General features: G+C 67.9%; 18 protein-coding genes. 5 read left to right on the forward strand and 13 right to left on the reverse strand.

The genetic code is table 11. The annotated features are described in order from the left end of the window. Positions 1-16: 16 nt before the first annotated feature. The 4 genes from ACQP2X_RS02905 to ACQP2X_RS02920 form a co-directional block, all read right to left on the reverse strand. On the reverse strand, positions 17-268 hold the full coding sequence (locus ACQP2X_RS02905; protein WP_498694171.1) for a hypothetical protein: 252 nt from the start codon (positions 266-268) through the stop codon (positions 17-19). Between the two features lie 312 nt (positions 269-580). Further along, positions 581-1207 (reverse strand): 3'-5' exonuclease, encoded by a 627-nt coding sequence (locus ACQP2X_RS02910; protein ID WP_498694173.1) that lies wholly within the window; start codon positions 1205-1207, stop codon positions 581-583. Between the two features lie 5 nt (positions 1208-1212). Beyond that, complete coding sequence (locus ACQP2X_RS02915; protein WP_498694175.1) at positions 1213-1926, reverse strand: creatininase family protein; 714 nt, start codon at positions 1924-1926, stop codon at positions 1213-1215. 3 nt (positions 1927-1929) lie between these two features. Then, complete coding sequence (locus tag ACQP2X_RS02920; RefSeq protein ID WP_498694176.1) at positions 1930-3117, reverse strand: helix-turn-helix domain-containing protein; 1188 nt, start codon at positions 3115-3117, stop codon at positions 1930-1932. Positions 3118-3250: 133 nt separating this feature from the next. Between ACQP2X_RS02920 and ACQP2X_RS02925 the strand changes: the two genes are divergently transcribed. From ACQP2X_RS02925 to ACQP2X_RS02945, 5 genes are all read left to right on the forward strand, one after another. Beyond that, positions 3251-3610, forward strand: a complete 360-nt coding sequence (locus ACQP2X_RS02925) for a nucleotide pyrophosphohydrolase (RefSeq protein WP_498694178.1) — start codon at positions 3251-3253, stop codon at positions 3608-3610. 98 nt (positions 3611-3708) lie between these two features. After that, the gene (locus ACQP2X_RS02930; protein WP_498694179.1) at positions 3709-5631 is read left to right on the forward strand and encodes a DNA/RNA helicase domain-containing protein; all 1923 of its coding nucleotides are present in this window, start codon (positions 3709-3711) and stop codon (positions 5629-5631) included. A gap of 140 nt (positions 5632-5771) precedes the next feature. Then, entirely contained in the window at positions 5772-6863 is a 1092-nt protein-coding gene (locus ACQP2X_RS02935; protein ID WP_498694180.1) for a glycoside hydrolase family 19 protein, read from the forward strand. Positions 6864-6978: 115 nt separating this feature from the next. Beyond that, entirely contained in the window at positions 6979-7281 is a 303-nt protein-coding gene (locus ACQP2X_RS02940; RefSeq protein WP_498694181.1) for a hypothetical protein, read from the forward strand. A 192-nt stretch (positions 7282-7473) separates the two neighbouring features. Beyond that, the gene (locus ACQP2X_RS02945; RefSeq protein ID WP_498692329.1) at positions 7474-8514 is read left to right on the forward strand and encodes an IS630 family transposase; all 1041 of its coding nucleotides are present in this window, start codon (positions 7474-7476) and stop codon (positions 8512-8514) included. Here the strand turns inward: ACQP2X_RS02945 and ACQP2X_RS02950 are convergent. From ACQP2X_RS02950 to ACQP2X_RS02990, 9 genes are all read right to left on the reverse strand, one after another. Next, entirely contained in the window at positions 8464-9345 is an 882-nt protein-coding gene (locus ACQP2X_RS02950; RefSeq protein ID WP_498694182.1) for a phosphotransferase, read from the reverse strand. The genes ACQP2X_RS02945 and ACQP2X_RS02950 overlap by 51 nt on opposite strands. 8 nt (positions 9346-9353) lie before the next feature. Next, entirely contained in the window at positions 9354-10154 is an 801-nt protein-coding gene (locus tag ACQP2X_RS02955) for an ABC transporter ATP-binding protein (protein WP_498694185.1), read from the reverse strand. A 1-nt stretch (position 10155) separates the two neighbouring features. Further along, positions 10156-11097 (reverse strand): FecCD family ABC transporter permease, encoded by a 942-nt coding sequence (locus tag ACQP2X_RS02960; RefSeq protein ID WP_498700780.1) that lies wholly within the window; start codon positions 11095-11097, stop codon positions 10156-10158. Between the two features lie 80 nt (positions 11098-11177). Next, the gene (locus ACQP2X_RS02965) at positions 11178-12200 is read right to left on the reverse strand and encodes a FecCD family ABC transporter permease (RefSeq protein WP_498694186.1); all 1023 of its coding nucleotides are present in this window, start codon (positions 12198-12200) and stop codon (positions 11178-11180) included. Positions 12201-12204: 4 nt separating this feature from the next. Continuing rightward, the gene (locus ACQP2X_RS02970) at positions 12205-13203 is read right to left on the reverse strand and encodes an iron-siderophore ABC transporter substrate-binding protein (RefSeq protein ID WP_498694188.1); all 999 of its coding nucleotides are present in this window, start codon (positions 13201-13203) and stop codon (positions 12205-12207) included. Between the two features lie 87 nt (positions 13204-13290). Beyond that, the gene (locus ACQP2X_RS02975; RefSeq protein WP_498694189.1) at positions 13291-15444 is read right to left on the reverse strand and encodes an ABC transporter permease; all 2154 of its coding nucleotides are present in this window, start codon (positions 15442-15444) and stop codon (positions 13291-13293) included. Between the two features lie 3 nt (positions 15445-15447). Continuing rightward, a complete protein-coding gene (locus ACQP2X_RS02980; protein ID WP_498694190.1) occupies positions 15448-16194 on the reverse strand; it encodes an ABC transporter ATP-binding protein in 747 nt (248 codons plus the stop codon). 74 nt (positions 16195-16268) lie between these two features. Then, positions 16269-16919 carry a response regulator gene (locus tag ACQP2X_RS02985; RefSeq protein WP_498694191.1) on the reverse strand — a complete coding sequence of 217 codons (651 nt, stop codon included), beginning with the start codon at positions 16917-16919 and terminating at the stop codon, positions 16269-16271. After that, positions 16907-18115, reverse strand: a complete 1209-nt coding sequence (locus ACQP2X_RS02990; RefSeq protein ID WP_498700782.1) for a sensor histidine kinase — start codon at positions 18113-18115, stop codon at positions 16907-16909. Before ACQP2X_RS02990 ends, ACQP2X_RS02985 begins: the two co-directional genes overlap by 13 nt. Positions 18116-18122: the final 7 nt, after the last annotated feature.

An 18122-nucleotide genomic window follows, 5' to 3' on the forward strand; every position in this document is an offset into this window, starting at 1 on the left:
CTCGGCAGCATATCTGCTATCTCACCGTCCACTCAGGTGAGTGTCCGCCGCCGTGATCCGTCGGCTGCATGCAATGTTCGCCGCGAGGGAGCGCTCGACCGCAGAAGAGAAAAGCCTGTGACGGCTGTTCCCCGTCCTCGACCACCAGGCTCGAAGCGGTGTCGATCTCGGGAAAGACGCCATGCATCAGGCGCAGGAAATGCCGCGAGAGCTGAGCCGCTCGTGCAGCATCATCGACGTCCAGCTTGAGGTGGAGAACGAAGCTCATTGGACCGGCCCTCCCTCGCACTCTGACGCTGGCAGATCGAGCAGGTCTTCGTGATGCCATGGTCAGGGCAGAACTGCTCGCATTTCCGGAACGCCAGCAGGCCCGCGAGGAAACCGACCATCGATGCGGCGATCACCGCAGCTGGTAGAAGCATGTCGTCGTCGCCCTTCCACCCCGCTCTTAACCCGGCGCTGGCCACCTAAGGCTGCCAGCGCCGAGAGCCCCCTGGTTCAGGTTCGGCGATCACAGGATCCCGTTCCGTAGGCGTGGTCGGTAGAGCCAGCCTGGGGGTCCAGCACGGACCCCTCGGGCTTACTCGAACAGCGTCGCCTGCGACTCCGGATCGCCCTTACGCGTCGTCGTGCTCAGTAGCTCGTCAACGCTTGGATCGCGGGGCCATCGCCGCTGTACGAGGGTGTCGAGGAGAAGGGCGGCGCCGACGGCGTCCCAGAGCGCGCGATGCGGTCGGCTCTGCGGCGCAGCGGCATTGACCGCGTCGGTGAGCCCGAAGCGGGCAAGCAGATGGGCCAGGCCGTACTTCCCTTTGCCGGGCAGCGTCTTGGCCAGGCGGTGGGTATCAACGAGCCCGGTCACGCTGATCTGCGGAACTCGGCGGTGCAGTAGGCGCCAGTCCACGCCCACGTTGTGTCCGATCAGGTAGGCGCCGTTGATCCGGCGAGCCAGCTGAGGACCGACTGCCTCAAGGGCTGGTGCGCCTGCGAGCGCGGTGCCAGCCAAGCCAGGCGAGATCCAGGGACGTGCGGGAATCAGCCGCCCCGGGTCGATCAAGGTCGAGTAGGCAGTTGCCGTGTCCGGTCGGCCGCCGATGAGCCGTACGGCGGCGATCTCGAGGATGGCCTCGTCGTCGCCGTCCTGAGCACCGCTGCCCTCCAGGTCTATCGCGACCAGATTGGTTGCTTCGCGCCAGGACGTCGGCATGCCACTCAGTGTGCCGCGATCAGCGCGTCCAGATGTTCCTTGAAGGTGCCGACCAGACTTTCGAGGACCGCCCGCCCCTTGTCGGCTGATCCGGCCGACGGAACGCCGATCACGCCCGTCCGCGTGTATCCCGCCATACCCCGTACGAGCAGCAGTTTCCGATTGTCGGCAAGATGATCGGACGTCTCGACACCCTCGCGGAGCAGCTCAGGCGCAACGTGCCGAAGGATCGAAACCTCCAGCTCGCCGGCATGCATATCGGCATGGCCGTCACTTGTCAGGCCCGCCGCTTGGCGGGCAGCGTCCCAGTCGTCCCGAGCGGGGAACAGCGTCATCACCGGCCCGCCGACGTTGGCCTCCTGAACGACATTGCTCAGGACGTAGTTGCCGCCGTGCCCGTTGACCAGGGCGAGCCGCTCGATTCCCGACCGTCGCAGCGAAGCGAACACATCGGTGATCACGGCCGCCAGCGTGGTGTGGCTGATACTCACCGTTCCCGGCCAGGCGCTGTGCTCGTGCGAGCAGGAGATCGTCACCGGAGGAAGCAGAAACAGGTCGTACGTCGCCGCCATGCGCTCCGCGATCGCGCAGGCGACCACGGTGTCGGTCGCGAGAGGCAGGTAGTCGCCGTGCTGCTCGAAACTCCCGACGGGCAGCACCGCGACGCGAGCGGCACGCCGTCCCTCGTCGTCACTGGTCGTAGCCGGCAGCAAATTCATGGATCAATCGTCGCAGCCCGCGAGCGCCGCGCCGTGTGCCTGAGTCAATTGAGGCAACACGGCCAATTCCCGATGACGGCGCAACCGCGGCAGCAGACGCCCCACGGCCCGGAGCGTACGCGCCGAAGACGTCGCCCCGCCGATGCGAACCGCGGCCAGTCCCTCATGCGCCGCACGTTCCGATTCGCCTTCGTCCAGATATGCCAACGCCAGGTCAGCGCGCCATAGGCCCTCATCGAGGCGTCCGTCCGGCGGCCATGCGGCCAGAACTTCTTCGTACGTCTTCGAAGCGGCGGCGCTCTCGCCGAGCATTTGACGACAGCGCGCCTCGCTCGCGCGCACGTAATCGGCCGAGCAATGCCCACCGAGGTGATCGACCGCATCGGTGGGCTGCGCGACAAAGCGGTGGGCACGATTGATGCTTTCCCTGCTGGCGACCGCATCGTCCGCGAGAGCGTGCGCCTCGGCCTCGCGGATCAGACAGAGCGCCGAGGTGCGAGGCGGCAGCTTGGGCGTTTCCCCAGCCTGTTGCGCGAGCCCGCCGGCGCGTGCGGCATCACCTTCATCCAGCGCCTGCTGACTCTTACGCATCAAGATGTACGCCGCCAGGTGCTGATCACCGGCCTCGACAGCCAATGCGTATGCCTCGTCCAGCAGCAGCCCGGCACGCGATGGCCGCGTTCCATTCGCCTCGATCCAACTGAGGAATTCCGCCCAATGCGCCTCCAGGCTCATCAAGCGCGACCGTTGCCGTCCGGTAGCGGCAACCCGCGCAGCGGTGATGAGCCGCCACTGCCCTTCCGCTGGACGACGAAGACCGGCACAGCCGAGCATGTTGCTTCGGCCGTTCAGCACACCGAGCAGAGCGTCCCAGGAATCCCGCAGATCAGGGTCGGTGAAGCCGATCTGCGGAGTCTCCGCTGAGGCGGCAAGGCCAAGGTATGGCCGCGGAATGCGGAGCCCGTCCGCAACGCGCTCCAAGACCTCGAACGAGGTGACACGCTGGCGTCCCTGTGCGATCTGCCGAACCCGCGTCTCCGACAGCCCGGTCAGCCCCGCGAGCCGCGCCCGCGAGAATCCACGGGCCCGGAGAAATCGCAGAGCAGCGGAGACATCTCGATCCGCGAGATGCTGATTGATGGGGCGGCCTTCGAACGTTGCCGTATCCCACCACTGGGAGTCGATGTCCACCGTCCGAGACACCTCCACTGAGACGCGCGATCACACAACGCATCGATCACGCCACGTTACGGCATGACGGGTCGTGCAGCCAGAGCTGCCTCTAACGGGCTACTCCGGCCAACCGGCACGTAGGCTGCTGCGAGTGGCGACAAATGGGGAACTCGGCGACCTGACCGAGCGCGTGCGGGCCTTCGCCGTCGAGCGCAACTGGGAGCAGTTCCATACCCCGAAAAACCTGTCGATGGCTCTCGCCGGCGAGGTCGGCGAATTGCTGGCCGAGCTGCAATGGCTGACCCCCGAGCAATCGCGCACGGTGATGGATGATCCCGAGCTCGGCCCACGGGTCCGCGCCGAAATCGGCGACGTCATGATTTACCTGACACGCCTGGCCGACGTCCTCGGCATCAACCTTGCCGACGCGGCGAACGACAAGCTCACCGATTCCGCGCGCCGCTATACAGTCGAGGCCGCTCGCGGCTCGGCCGCGAAAATCCGGCCCTAGCCTTGTCGCGCGGACACTAGCGGTTCGTTCGCTAGTCATTTGCCTAATCAACCCCTTCTTACGGTGTCCGGCACGGGACATCGGCTGAGGGGGGCCTCGTGCGCCGCGAGGGTTACGCAGGTTCGGTCCAGGATTTCTACGAGTCGACTCGACCGCACACCATTCAAGCCCTCGTCACGAAGCTCAATAACAATCGTCCCGTACACGACCGTGGCGAAACCGCGTCGTGGGCGGCGAGTCTTCCCGCCCTGGCCGATCTGCTGCATGATGCCGGCCTGGCCCGGCTCTCCATCGCCGTCGAATTCAAGCCTTTCCATGCCGGTGCCAGGCGTGCGGACGCCGTTCTGATGGGCTTCGGCCACGATGGGCGACCGGTCTATCTCGTCATCGAGCTCAAACAGTGGGCGCAGGCTGTCTGGGACTCTCTCCGCGAGCAGGTCACCGGCACGGGCGCGCGTTACGAAACGCCTCGTCACCCCTATGACCAGGCAGCAGCCTATGCGCAGTTCATTCGCAACTACACCTCCGGCATGCACGACGAGGCCGAGGTGACGATTGAAGGCGTGGCATACCTGCACAACGCTACGGAAGCCTCTATCGAGACGTTGCGGACGGCGGGTCAACAGCGGGCCGCCGGCACGTTCAGCGGCGACAGTGTGGGCCGGCGGCGATTCCTCGAACTTCTCCTCAGTCTCTTCGACCCGGCGCGTCCGGGCGCTGCCGCTAAAGACCGGCTCATGGACGGGCACTACGAGCAGGGCCCCGCTCTGCTGGAGGCCGCCGCCACAATTTTCACTGACCCGGACCGATACCCGCTCACCGACGAGCAGTACCGCATCTTCGCCGAGATCCAGAACGCGGTCTCCGACGCGATGAGCCCCACAGCCGACCGCAACCAGGCCGTATTCGTCGTCAAGGGCGGTCCCGGAACGGGCAAGACCTGGATCGCGATGCACCTGCTCGGCGCCAATGCGCATGCCCGGCGCCAGGTCACGTACGCCACGAATTCCGGCTCTCTGCGTGAGGCTCTGCAGAAGTCAGCGAATTTCCGCTCGACCTTCAACGCTCCCGCGAAGGAGCTGATTACTTCGGCTCGTACGTACTGGGACAGCTCCCGCTGGCGCTATCCGCTCGACCTGCTGATCGTCGACGAGGCGCACCGCCTGGAGCAGTACACGGTCCGTACCGGCCATGCCAATCCCCGCGCGTTGCAGCAGCAACTCGAGGCCGACCACACCACCCAGATCTTCGAGTTGAAGAAGTCGGCGAAGGTGCTGGTCCTTTTCATCGACGAGGACCAGGCTTCGACCTACCGAGACTTCGTCACGATCGACGAAGCCATGAGCGTGGCCGACCGCACCGGCGCCTCCTTCGACATCTTCGAGTTGCGCGAACAGCACCGCAGTGGCGGCTCCGAGGCGTACGAGGCCTGGGTCGATGCCTTTGTCGATGGCAAGCCCACCGTCTGGCGGGACGAGGACAACTTCACCGTCCGGGTAGCCACTTCTCCCCAGGAATTGGAGCGGCTCACCTTGGCTGACTCCGAGAACGAGAAGGCTCGCCTCATGGCCGGCTTCTGCTGGGAGTGGAGCACCCCACCGGTCGGCGCTGTCAGAATTGAGGACGTCCCCACCGACATCACCATCGGCGGCTGGCACAGGCGCTGGAACCTCCGCAGGCCCGTCGACGGCTACCCTCGCGACACGTCGTGGGCTCACGATCCTCGCGGCGCCGATCAGGTCGGCTCCATCTTCACCGCGCAAGGCTTCGAGTTCGACCGTTGCGGCATCATCATCGGCCCCGACCTCGTCTGGGATTCCGAGGCCGAGGAAATGACGGTCCGTATGGAGGAGTCGAAGTACAAGAAGCTGGTGAGCCTTCACCGCAAAGACCCGGCGGCAGCCGCCCGCGTGCGCAACCAGTACCGGGTCCTCTTGACCCGAGCCATGCGCGGCGTGGTCCTCTATTCCACCGACCCTGCCACGACAAAGCTGCTGACCAGCATCGTCAACCCGGCCTGACAGCTTTCCCCGGGGCAGTTCGGGCAATCTTTGAGGTTTGTTTACAGATGGCTTGACTTCCGCGCGTGGGATCTAGTTGAGTCGATGTACCACTCATCCCCCTCGCGCCAGTACGTTCCCCGACGTACGGAAGGTTTGCCATGCCCAGAAAACGGCTTCTGTCCATCGTGGCCGCGGTCGGCGTTGCGCTGGCCGGTGCTGCTGCCGCGGTTATCCCCATGACGGCTTCCAACGCGGCTGAGGCCTGCGTGGCGGCGTACAACAGCTCGACGGTTTATACCGGCAATCAGCGGGCCTCCTACAACGGGCACAACTGGACCGCCAAGTGGTGGACCCAAGGCGAAGCACCCAGCACGGGCGGCTCCGGCGTCTGGGCCGACAACGGCGCCTGCGGCGGTGGTACGACTCCGCCACCCACCGGCAGTTGTAACTACCCGAACTGGGTCGCTGGGCAGTACTACGCCGCCGGTGCGATCGTCAAATACACCAACGGGCAGTACTACAAGGCCTCGCACGAAAACCCGGGCTACGATCCCGTCATCAGCACCTGGTACTGGTCGCCGTTCAGCTGCTCGGGAGGTGGCACCACGACTCCGCCGCCCACCGGATCCGGGTCTTTCCCGGTCAGTGAAGCCCAGTTCAACCAGATGTTCCCGAACCGGATCGCGTTCTACTCGTACGCCGGTCTGATCGACGCCATTAAGAAGTTCCCGGCCTTTACGACCACGGGCAGTGACACGGTCAAGAAGCAGGAGGCCGCGGCCTTCCTCGCCAACGTCAACCACGAGTCCGGCGGCCTGGTCTACGTCGAGGAAATCAACCAGGCCAACTGGCCGCTCTATTGCGACCGCAACCAGCCGTACGGCTGCCCGGCCGGCCAGAGCGCCTACCACGGCCGCGGTCCCATTCAGCTGAGCTGGAACTTCAACTACAAGGCGGCCGGCGACGCCCTCGGCATCGACCTGTTGAACAACCCCGACCGCGTCAAGAACGAATCGTCCGTGGCTTACCAGACCGCCGTCTGGTACTGGATGACCCAGCGCGGCCCCGGCACCATGACCCCGCACGACGCCATCGTGAATGGCCGCGGTTTCGGCGAGACCATCCGCTCCATCAACGGTTCCTTGGAGTGCAACGGCGGCAACCCGGCCCAGGTCCAGAGCCGCGTCGACGCTTACAACCGCTTCACCGCCATCCTCGGCGTAACGCCGGGCGGCAACCTCTACTGCTGATCTGGGGGATAGGGCATTGAGGGGTACGGCCATTGGCCGTACCCCTCAATGCTGTGACCAGGAATCTCACAGACTTGCTCTGGCATGCTCAGGGTCTTCGTGAAGGGGGAACTGGATGGCTGCTTCGGTGGGTATCTGGGCGCACAGCGACCCCGGCGCGGATGTGGTGGTCTACCGCTGGGAGATCGGCCGACGAACCGGTTTCGTGACGTTCGAGGTGCCGAGACAGAGGATTCGGCCGTCCGACGAGCATGGCCGGCCCATATGCGACCTGCTGTTCGATGCGGCCGTGGGGGAGCCCTCGGGATCGGCGGATGACGTGGACGTCCCGCTGTTCATCGAGGTGGTCGTCGCCATCATGCGCGTCTACCGCCGGGCGGGGGCCGCGCCAGCGACCGCGCACGCGTACTACTTCTGAGAGGGGCGCAGCCAGCTTCCCTGTGATTCGATCAGCGGTTTGGCGCCGGCGGTTTCAAACCTCTAAGCGCCTGCTCAGAAGTTCTGTACGTAACTCACTCGGGAAGAGGGACGTAGCCACGTAAAAACCTCGTCGTGGGTTCGGATCCAGCTACCACAGCAGACCGAAACCCCCGACGAGGTCACCGTCAGTATGCGCCCTGCGCACGTCTACGCCCGCATGTCCGCACATCAACACACCGAACTGATTACTGCCCTGCATGGCCCTTGGCGCACCGCCACCCGCATGGTCATCGTCATCCTCTCCGCGGCAGGCATGTCCGCCGGCGAAATCGCCGAACTGCTGCACTACGACCCGGTCACCGTGCGCCGCTGGATCACCCGCCACCAGCACGAAGGCCTGGCAGGGCTGCCCGACCGGCCCCGCTGCGGGCGTCCCCGCACAGGCAGCCACCGCCTCGGCGACCGCATCCACCGGCTTCTGCTGACCCCGAAAGCCTGGACCACCAGCCGCCTCTGGCGCGCCCTCGGCCGTCCCGCGATCAGCCTGTCCACCTTGCGGCGCCGACTACGCGAGCAAGCCCGCTGGGCCCGCCCGCGCCTGATCGCCAAGAGCGACCCCGACCACGACACGATCTGCGCCGACATCCGCGACCGGATCACCAAACTGCCCACCGGATCAGTCGTGCTGGCCGAAGACGAAACCCACCTCGACCTGATCGCCCGCGTCCGCGCTTGCTGGATGCCACACGGCCTGCGCCACCGGGTCATGACCCCCGGCAAGAACCTGCGCCGCACCGTGCACGGCGCGATCAACCTGGCCACCGGCACCGTCCACCACCACATCTCGGTCAAGAACGCGTCCGTGGTGTTCTGCTACTTCCTGCAACAACTGCTCGACGCCTACCCCAACGCGCCCACAGTGGCCGTGATCTGCGACAACGGCGGCACCCACCTGTCCGGCATCACCCAGCGCTGGCTCGACGAACACCCCCGCCTGCAACTGATCCGCGGCGCCCGCTACAGCCCCCAGGACAACCCGATCGAACGGATCTGGGCCGCGATGAAACACCACATCGCCAACACCGCTCCCGCGACCATGGCCGATCGCATCCGCCAAGCCCACGCGTTCTTCCAACACCGCACCGACGCCCAGAACCTCACCACCGCCGCACCCTGGACCTCACCCTGGCTCCCACCCGGTTACGGACAAGACTTCTGGCCAGGTGCTTAGAGCTTGAGCCGAATCATGAGGGCGCTGTTGCCGATGGCTGGTCCAGCGGTTCGCGGCGTCGGCGAGAGGGCCGAGGTGTTCGACCGACGGCTGTTGGAGCTGTCGTTCGCGGCTCAGGGAAGCGATGCCGGCGGCGAAGGCGTCGACCGCCTCTGTGTCGGCAGTTCTCCACGCCGGCATCTGGTTTGCCCAGTCTTCGGCCTGATCGGGGGAGTGCCCGGCGCGGATCAACCGGACGACCATCAGTGCGCTGTCGATCCATGCGGCTCCCCGGCACGGCATCGACCAGTCCACGATCGCCACTCCCGTGTCATGCACCAGAAAGTTGTGCGGTGAGACGTCCGTGTGCACGAGCGTGTCCCCGTCGACCACCTCGGGCGCGATGCGATCAGCCCAGCGCGCGGTAGCTGCCTGCACCTTCTTCGCGGGACTCGGCGTGAGCGCTGCCGCCATCGTCGTCAGAGTCGCCGCCAGCGCCGGCAGATCGGCCGACCCCGGGCGCAGATCAGGATGGCGACCTTGGACGTGCTCAAATCCGAGCAGCAGCCAGCCATCGGTCTCGACCTGCCACTGCAACCGCGGCACTTGCGGAGGCAGAAAGGCATTGATGCGGGCCTCGTTGCGATGCATCCACCCTCTGGGGTTGTCGCTCGAGGCACCCTTGCAGAAGAACCGGCTGTCGTACGTCTCCAGAACGACCGCAACGTCGGAGACCGACCCTGCCTCGACAGGTATTGCCCGCTTGATCGGCCCGGTGCGGGCCTCAACAGCTTCGAGGACAGCAGGCGGAAGCTTGTGCCACGGGTGGCGAGGCAAGGCAGCAGGTCCCATCTGCACAGTTAAGCCGTTCGGTGGCGGCCGATCGGGACGATCATCGGGGTGTCCGAGACGGGATCGGGAACCACCCGGCAGCGGATGCCGAAGACGTCGGTGACTATTTCCTCGGTCAGGACCTCGGTCGGGGCGCCGGCCGTGACCACCGCGCCGTCCTTCATCACCACCAAGTGGTCGGCGTAACGGCACGCCAAGTTCAGCTCGTGCAGCACGATCACGATCGTGGTGCCCTCGGCCTCGTTCAAGTCGGTCAGCACGTCCAGCACCTCGACCTGGTGACTCACGTCCAGATACGTGGTGGGCTCGTCCAACAACAGGATGCCCGTCCGCTGGGCCAGCGCCATCGCGATCCACACCCGCTGCCGCTGTCCGCCCGACAGTTCGTCCACCGACCGCGCGGCCAGTGGCAGCGTGCCCGTTGCCTCCAACGCTGCCGTCACCGCCTCGTCGTCCGTGCTGCTCCACCGACGGAACCACCCTTGGTGCACGTGACGCCCCCGGCTTACCAGGTCGGTCACCGTGATGCCGTCCGGCGCGATCGGCCCCTGCGGCAGGATCCCCAGTTGCAGGGCCACCTCCCGGCTCGGTGTCTCCTGGATCGACTTGCCGTCCAGCAGCACCGCGCCCGATGACGGTGGCAGCAGCCGGGCCAGCCCTCGCAGGAACGTCGACTTTCCGCAGGCGTTCGGGCCGATGATGATCGTGACCTTGCCCGTCGGGATGGGCAGGGTCAGGTCCTGGACGACCGCTCGATCCCCGTAGCCCAGGGACAACGACGAGGCGGCAATAGTTGACGGGGCCTGCATGTCAGCCTCCTCGGCCGGTGCGGTTCGATGTGGCCAGCAGCCACAGCAGGTACGGGGCGCCGATCACGCCGGTGACGACGCCGACCGGGTAGACGCGGTCGCCGAGCAGATGCGAGCCCGCGAAGTCGGCCACCAGGACCAGGAGCGCGCCCACCAGACCGGCCTGCAACAACACGGGACGGCCGCCACTCACCAGGCGTACGGCAATCGGTCCTGACATGAACGCCACGAAAGCGATCGGACCAGCCGCCGCCGTCGCCATGCCGGCCAGGCACACGCCTGTGAGCAGCAGCGCGAGGCGGCACGTCTCCACCCGTACACCAAACGCTCTGGCCAGGTCGTCGCCCAGCTGCATTCCGGACAAAGCGCGCCCGAGGATCAATGCGAGAGGCAGCAAAACGATAAGAGCGACAAACAGGGGCACAATCTGGGCCCACGTACGGCCGTTGACACTGCCTGTCAGCCAGATCAGCGCCTCGGCCGCCACCTTCACGTCCGACCGGGTCAGGATGAACGACGTGACGCTGGTCAGCGCCGTCCCCACCCCGATCCCGACCAGGATCAGGCGGTAACCGCCGACACCGTTGCGCCACGACAGCAGGTAGATCGAGATGGCCGTGACCAGCGCGCCGGCCAGGCCGATGGCCGACACCGCGACCCCCGAGAAGCCGCCCACCATCACCGCCAGCACCGCCGCCGTGGTCGCACCCTGCGCCACCCCGATCACGTCGGGGCTGGCCAGCGGGTTGCGCAGCAGCTGCTGGAAGATCGCCCCGGCCAGCCCGAACGCCAAGCCGGCCAACGCCGCGACCGACGCCCTCGGCAGGCGCAGCGAGTGCATGATGTAGTCCACGCCGGCCGGCGTCGGCAGCCCCAGCAGCGAGCGCACCACGTCCGGCAGGGAGATCTGGAACTCGCCATACGAAAGGGTCAACGCGAACATCGCGACGACGGCGACAAAAAGCACAATGGAGACGCGGCGAGCTCGGGCAGACTCCCGACGTCGAGTGGTGGCAACGATGCTCATAGCTCGGCCAGCCTCTTCCGGCGAGCGAGGATCACGAAGACCGGCGCCCCGATGATCGCCGTGACGATGCCGACCTGTACCTCGCCGGGCCGGGCCACGACGCGGCCCAGCACGTCGGCCAGCAGCAACAGCAACGGCGCCATGAGCATCGAATACGGCAACATCCAGCGGTGATCCGGCCCGGTGATCGCTCGGGCCACGTGCGGGATCATCAGCCCGATGAAGACGATCGGCCCGGCCATCGACGTCGCCGTGCCACACAACAGCACGATCGCCAGGCCCGCGACCAACCGCGCCACCAGCACGTTCTGACCGAACGAGGTGGCCACGTCATCGCCCAGGGCCAGCGCGTTCAACGCCCGCGCCGACGCGAACGCCAACACCGCGCCGATCGCCAGGAAGGGCAGCGACTGTACGACCACATCCGAACCCCGGTTGGCCAGCGACCCGACCTGCCAGAACCGGAACTGGTCGAACGTGTCCACGTCGTTGAGCAGCACCGCCGTCGTGAACGACGTCAGCGCCGCCGTGACCGCCGCCCCGGCCAGCGCCAGCTTGATCGGCGTCGCTCCACCGCGCCCGACCGAGCCGATCGTGTAGACCAGCACCGACGTGATGGCCGCCCCGATGAAGCCGAACCACACATACCCGGTCAGGGTCGTCACGCTGAAGACGCTGATCGCGATGACCACGAAAAGCCCCGCTCCGGCGTTGACACCGAGGATTCCCGGGTCCGCGAGCGGGTTGCGGGTGACGCCCTGGATCAGCGTCCCGGCCAGCCCGAACGCCGCGCCCGCGAGCAGACCCACGAGCGTACGGGGAACGCGGGACTGCGTGACGATCAGATCGTCGCGGGCCGAGGAGGAGGGGTTGGCCAGGGCGTGCATGACCGTGTCGAACGGGATGGCGCGGGAGCCGACCACCAGGCTCAGCAGGGCGGCACCGGCGAGGGCCACCGCGATCACCACCAGTCCGGTGGCGAGCACGGTGGCCCTACGGTGACGGGTTTCGTCCGGCACCAGGTCAGCCGAGAGCGCTGGCCAGGAGCGGGGTGACCTTGTCGACGGCGTACGAGAGGCCGGCGACCGAGCTGCTGGAGAAGGCGTTCGAGATGTCCTTGTCGTCCATGTAGGCCACGTGGCCGGCCTTGACCGACGGAACCGCCTGGAAGATCTTGTCGTTCTTGACCTGGTCGAGCGTGGCCTGGATCAGGAAGACCACCGTGACGTCGGCGTCGGCCAGGTCGAGCTGCTCGTTCGACAGCGGAATGTAGAAGCTGTCCTTCTTCAGTGCCTCGACCTTCGGGGCGTTCTTGAAGCCGAGCTTCTCCAGGAAGTCGACCCGGCCGTCGCCCGTCACGTACGCGCCCCAGCCGTCGCCGGTGCGGGCGATCGCGCTCACCGTCTTGCCGCTGAACGACGGGTTGGCCTGGGCGGTCGAGGTGAACTTGGCGTCCAGGTCGGTCTTGAGCTTGGCCGCCTCGGTCTGCTTGCCGAGCGCCTTGCCGATCATGTCGAGCTGCTGCTCCCAGCTCGTCAGGTACATCTCGCCGCCCTTGGGCACGTCGACCACCGGCACGCCCAGCTTGGCCAGCTGGTCGTACCGGGTCTTCTCGCCGCTGGAGCGGGTGTCGAGGATCAGGTCGGGCTTGAGCGCGGCGACCTTCTCCATGTCGAGCTCGAGCGTGCCCAGGATGGTCGGCGCGGTCGTGTACTTGCCGGCGTTCCACGGGCCCTGCCCGTCGCCGCCGAAGGCCAGCCAGTCGCTGGCCCCGACCGGCTGCACGCCCAGGGAGAGCGCGACGTCGGCGTCACTCCACCCGAGCGCGACCACCCGTTCGGGCTGCTTGGGGATCGTCACGTCTCCGAACGCCGTCGGGATCGTGACCGGGAACTGCGCGGCGGCCGAGGACGACGCGGCGGGCTCGGAGGAGTCCTCGGTGCCGGTCGTCGAGCAGCCCGCGAGGGCGACCGCGGCGCTCAGGATGGCGACCGGCAGGAGCCGGCCAAGCGGGAGACGCATCAGAAACTCCAGTGAAAGGGAAAGGTGAGCCTAACCTAATGGGATCTACCTGATCTTCAAACTGGAGAAACGCAGGTCACACCGTGTTCACTCCTTTACTCCGGCGTTATGAACGGCCGGGACGCGAAGCAGCCGACGTACCGGAAAAATGGTCGTGACCAGGGCCAACACCGTCGCTCCACCGAGAACGACGACCCAGCCCATCGGCGGTACGTAGGGGAGCAAGCTCCCGGTCAGCGCGTTCACGACAGCCGTGAGCGTCACCGCCGCGATCAAGGCGCCGATGGTGAGGGCGCCGCCGAGGAGCCCGACCTGTTCCGCGGTCACCATCCGCCGCACCTGACGGCGGGTCACCCCGGCCAGTTGCAGCACCGCCAGCTCCCGCTTGCGGGCCAGCGCCGCCATCACCATCGTGTTGCCGGCGGCCAGCGCCGCATAGCCGACCATCACCCCGATGAGCAGCTTGTTCAGCCAGGCGCTGAGGGCCAGATCGCGGCTCAGCTGCCCGGTCAGCTCGGACGCCGGCACGAGCGTGGCGCCCGGGATCTGAACGGCCTTGCCGCGGATCAGCACCTGGTCGTCCGGCCCGGCCACGAGGTCGCGGGGGAGCAGCACGTCGGCGAACCCGAGCCCGCGGTCATAGATCGCCACCACCGTGAGCGTGACCTGACGTCCGTCCGGCAGCCACAGCGAAGCGGGAGATCCCAGCTTCCAGCCGGACGAGTCCGCCCGCAGTTGGGACACGGCGACACTGTTCCCCTTCAGCGCCTCGAGGCTGCCCTTGTCGACACCGAGATCCATCGTGGAGGTCAGGCCGTCCACGTCGACCGCCTTGGCCGTGGCCGGCTCGCCACCGTCGAAGATCGGCACCACCACCGACGTGTTCCGCACACCCGTCGCGGCCTCGACCCCGGGCGTACGGCGGATCTTCTCGGCCGTTCCCGCCGGCAGCGAGCCCACCAGCGCGTAATCGGCCTTCATACCGTCCTGGCTCTGGGTGACGGTCTGCCGTTGCAGGTTGTTCTGGAGGAACCAGACCGAACCGCCGAACCCGACGGCCAGCACGAGCGCGGTCAGCACGGCGGCCGAGCCACGGGCGTTGGCCCGCAAGTTCGCCACGGCCAGACTTCCGGAGACACCCCAGGTCGTACGCAGCAGAGGGCCGAGCACACGAGCAGCGAGCGCGTTGATCCACGGAGCGAGCAGGGCGACCGCGATGACGTACAGATAAAGCAGCCCGATCGCCGACGCCTGAGCGGCCATCCCGGTCGTACCCAGCGCGAACACCGTAGCGGCGCCACCGGCACCGAGGGTGAGCAGGCCGGACACGAACCGCACCTTGCCGCCGCGCGGCGGCTCGACCGCGATGTCACCGAGCGCCTCGGCCGGCTTGATCCGGCTGACCCGGCGCGCGGCGATGCGGGCCGCGACGACGGCGACGAGCAGAATCAGAACGACGGCGACCGCGGCCGCGAGCGGCTGACCCGTGATGGGGAAGCCCTCGGGCACGAACCCGCGGCTGACCAGTTGGTCGTGCACCCAGGTGGTGGCGAACAGGGCAGCCGGCACGCCGATCACGGCCGCGGCCAGGGCCAGCACCGCGTTCTCGGCCATGACCAGCCTGCGCACCTGGCGCGGGGTGGCGGCGATGGCCCGCAACAGCGCGAGGTCACGGCGGCGGTGCCGCACGGCCAGGCCGACCGTGCCGGTGACCACGAAGACGATCAGCAGCACCACGTAGCCGCCGAAGGCGGAACCGGCCTCCATCAGGAACGACCGCGCGTCACCGGCTTCGGAGCGATCGGCGAAGCCGCGATCGTCTCCCGCGTACGCCTCGACGCCGTTCTCTTTCGCGAGGCGCTTCACGGCGTCGACCGTGCCGCCCTTCACGCCGAACGCCGCGACCCGGTCCGGGGTCGGCCCGGGAAACGCCGTCACCTCGGTGACGCCGGGCAGGGCACGAAGCTTGTCGCCGAGATCGGTGGGTACCGTCCCCTCGGGCAGGGCAGCCGTGGTCACCGAGTTCTCGCCGTCGAACTCCCTGGTGACGATCTCGACCTGGCGGTGGGCGACCACGACGTCCATGGCGGCGTAGCGACCGGGATCGGGCTTGTAGGCGGCGGCCGAGACGATGAAGACCGCCAACGTCATCAGGATCATGACGCCGGCCGCGAGCGCGACCAGTGTGGCCACCGAGGTGCCGAGGCGGTGGCGCAGCAGGCGTACCGAAAGCTTCAGCATTGGTCAGCCCTCCACGGTCACGAGGCGGCGGCCCAGCGAGGCCAGCATCTCGGCGATCCGGTCGGCCCCCGGCTGCGGCGTGTCGTGCACGATCCGGCCGTCGGCCAGCAGAAGAACGCGATCGGCGTACGACGCGGCCACCGGATCGTGGGTGACCATGACAACGGTCTGCCGGTAGTCGGTGACGGCCGACCGCAGCAACGCCAGCACCTCACCGGCCGACGTCGTGTCCAGGGCCCCGGTCGGCTCATCCGCGAAGATCACTTCCGGCCGTACGGCGAGGGCGCGCGCGATGGCGACGCGCTGCTGCTGCCCGCCGGACAGCTGGGCGGGCCGGTGCCGGAGCCGCTGCGTGAGGCCGACCCGTTCCACCACTTCGGACACCCAGCGCGGATCCGGCAGCAGGCCGGACAGCCGCCCCGGCAGGAGAATGTTCTCCTCGACGGTCAGCGCCCCGATCAGGTTGAACGCCTGGAAGACGAACCCGATCCGGTCCCGCCGAAGCTCGGTCAGCTTGGTCTCGTTGAGCTTCGACAGCTCGGTGTCGCCGATCCAGACCTTCCCCGAGCTGGGCCGGTCGAGCCCCGCCGCAGTCTGCAGCAGAGTGCTCTTCCCCGATCCGGACGGCCCCATGATCGCCGTGAAGGTGCCGCGCCCAAAGGCGGCGTCGACTCCAGCGAGGGCCGTGACCTTCTGCCCGTCCCTGGCATATGTCCGAGTGAGCTGCTCGATCCTGATGACTGCGTCCATGCCGAAAACGCTATTTCCGCGCCCCCCGATGATCGATCCGGCTAACTGCCCAGTCCGGGGTACAGCAGGCTGTACTACCGGGCCGCCTCCAGGTAGCGGAGGACGGCCGTCACGCGGCGGTCGGCGCGGTCGTCCGGGGGCAGATCGAGCTTGGCGAAGATGCTGCGGATGTGTTTGTGCACGGCGCCCTCGGTCACGACCAGCTTCTCGGCGATCGCCGTGTTGCCGAGCCCCTCGGCCATCAGCGCCAGCACGTCACGCTCCCGCGGGCTGAGCCGGGCCAGCGAGCTCTCCGGCCGCTGCCGCGCCAGCAGCAACCCGACCACCTCGGGGTCGATCGCCGTCCCGCCGTCGGCCACCCGGTGCAGCGCCACCAGGAACTCCTCGACCCGCCCGACCCGCTCCTTGAGCAGATAGCCCAGCTTGGCCGCCCCACCGGCCAGCAGATCGGTGGCGAAAGCCTGCTCCACGTACGCCGACAGCACCAGCACCGCCAACTCGGGCCGGCGCCGCCGCGCCTCGACCGCGGCCACGATGCCCTCGTCGGTGTGCGTCGGCGGCATCCGGACGTCGACGATCGCCACATCCGGCTCGTGCTTGTCGACCGCCTCCAGGAACGGCTCGGGCGAGTCGGTCGTCGCCACCACGTCGAGCCCCTCGGCCCGCAGCAGCAACGCCAGCCCCTCCCGCAGCAGCGGGTCGTCCTCGGCGATCACGATCCGCACGGCAGCTCCACCCACATCGTCGTCGGCCCGCCCGGCGGGCTCTCCAAGGTCAATTTCCCGTCGTACGCCTCGACGCGCCGCCGGATGCCTTTGATGCCCGACCCGTTCGCCTCGTCGGCGCCGCCCCGTCCGTCGTCCTCGACCCGGATGCGCAGGTTCCGCTCCGCGATGCTCACCGACACCGTCGCGCTGGTCGCCCGGCTGTGCCGGGTGATGTTCGTGAGCGCCTCGGCCACCACGAAGTAGGCGGTCGCCTCGACCGACGCCGCACACCGCCCGGGCAGGTCGACCTCGAGCTTGCACGGCACACCGCTGTCGGCGGTCAGCGCCTTCAGCGCACCGTCGAGCCCACGCCCGTCGAGCACCGGCGGCAGGATCGTCTTCACCACCGTCCGCAACTCGGCCAGCGCCTGCTCGGCCGCGCCCTGCGCCCGCTCGAGAAGCTCACCGGCCCCCTCGGGATCGCGGGCCACCTGTCTTCGCGCCGCGCCCAGCAGCACGGTCACGGCGACCAGCCTGTTCTGCGCGCCGTCGTGCAGCGACCGCTCGATGCGGCGCAGCTCGGCCGCGTGCGCGTCGAGCGCGGCGGCCCGCGTCGCGGTCAGCTGGGCCACCCGCAGGGACAGGTCGGCGCCGGCCGGCGGGGCCAGCAGCTTGCGGCCCGGCCAGGCCTGCGCCCGGGCCAGGAGCGGGTGACCGAAGACGCAGACGGCCAGCCAGAAAACCCCGTACAAGCAAACCAGCAGTGCCCCGAAGAACCCGTCGACATACCAGAAAACGAGGCTCGGACCCGTGCCCACCGGCACCAGCGTCCACCACAGTGGGAAGGTCAGATCTTGCACCGCGGCAAGCGGCAGGCTGATGCCGAGAATGCCGAGAACCATGCCCCACGTGGAGTGCACGACCACCCAGGCGAGCTCGCGCCACACCACCAGATCGCGGGCCGCCCGCAACCCCGGCGGCAGCGGATCGGGCTCGATGATCTCGGGACCCCAGCGGGAAAGACGCGCCCGCTCCCGGCCCGTGGCGGCCCGCAAGGCCCGGGCCGCGCTGTGCACGAACGGCAGGCCGACCCCGACGACGCTGGTGACCGCGACCGCCGCCACCCACACGAGCGTGCCGATGGCCAGGATGGCCGTGCCGAGCCCGCCGACGAGCCGCTCCAGGGCGTCGACGGCCGCGCGGGCCCGGTCCATCAGGTTC

Source organism: Actinoplanes sp. CA-131856 (genome assembly GCF_050956135.1).
In the GTDB taxonomy this organism is placed as follows: Bacteria; Actinomycetota; Actinomycetes; order Mycobacteriales; family Micromonosporaceae; genus Actinoplanes.

What these genes read in the sequence shown, in the direction of transcription:
- ACQP2X_RS02935 (WP_498694180.1), top strand. Translation starts at nt 5,772, where the DNA reads ATGCCCAGAAAACGGCTTCTGTCCATCGTGGCCGCGGTCGGCGTTGCG.
- ACQP2X_RS02955 (WP_498694185.1), bottom strand. Translation starts at nt 10,154, where the DNA reads ATGCAGGCCCCGTCAACTATTGCCGCCTCGTCGTTGTCCCTGGGCTAC.
- ACQP2X_RS02950 (WP_498694182.1), bottom strand. Translation starts at nt 9,345, where the DNA reads ATGGGACCTGCTGCCTTGCCTCGCCACCCGTGGCACAAGCTTCCGCCT.
- ACQP2X_RS02915 (WP_498694175.1), bottom strand. Translation starts at nt 1,926, where the DNA reads ATGAATTTGCTGCCGGCTACGACCAGTGACGACGAGGGACGGCGTGCC.
- ACQP2X_RS02990 (WP_498700782.1), bottom strand. Translation starts at nt 18,115, where the DNA reads ATGGACCGGGCCCGCGCGGCCGTCGACGCCCTGGAGCGGCTCGTCGGC.
- ACQP2X_RS02905 (WP_498694171.1), bottom strand. Translation starts at nt 268, where the DNA reads ATGAGCTTCGTTCTCCACCTCAAGCTGGACGTCGATGATGCTGCACGA.
- ACQP2X_RS02975 (WP_498694189.1), bottom strand. Translation starts at nt 15,444, where the DNA reads ATGCTGAAGCTTTCGGTACGCCTGCTGCGCCACCGCCTCGGCACCTCG.
- ACQP2X_RS02960 (WP_498700780.1), bottom strand. Translation starts at nt 11,097, where the DNA reads ATGTTCGCGTTGACCCTTTCGTATGGCGAGTTCCAGATCTCCCTGCCG.
- ACQP2X_RS02940 (WP_498694181.1), top strand. Translation starts at nt 6,979, where the DNA reads ATGGCTGCTTCGGTGGGTATCTGGGCGCACAGCGACCCCGGCGCGGAT.
- ACQP2X_RS02970 (WP_498694188.1), bottom strand. Translation starts at nt 13,203, where the DNA reads ATGCGTCTCCCGCTTGGCCGGCTCCTGCCGGTCGCCATCCTGAGCGCC.
- ACQP2X_RS02910 (WP_498694173.1), bottom strand. Translation starts at nt 1,207, where the DNA reads ATGCCGACGTCCTGGCGCGAAGCAACCAATCTGGTCGCGATAGACCTG.
- ACQP2X_RS02945 (WP_498692329.1), top strand. Translation starts at nt 7,474, where the DNA reads ATGCGCCCTGCGCACGTCTACGCCCGCATGTCCGCACATCAACACACC.
- ACQP2X_RS02980 (WP_498694190.1), bottom strand. Translation starts at nt 16,194, where the DNA reads ATGGACGCAGTCATCAGGATCGAGCAGCTCACTCGGACATATGCCAGG.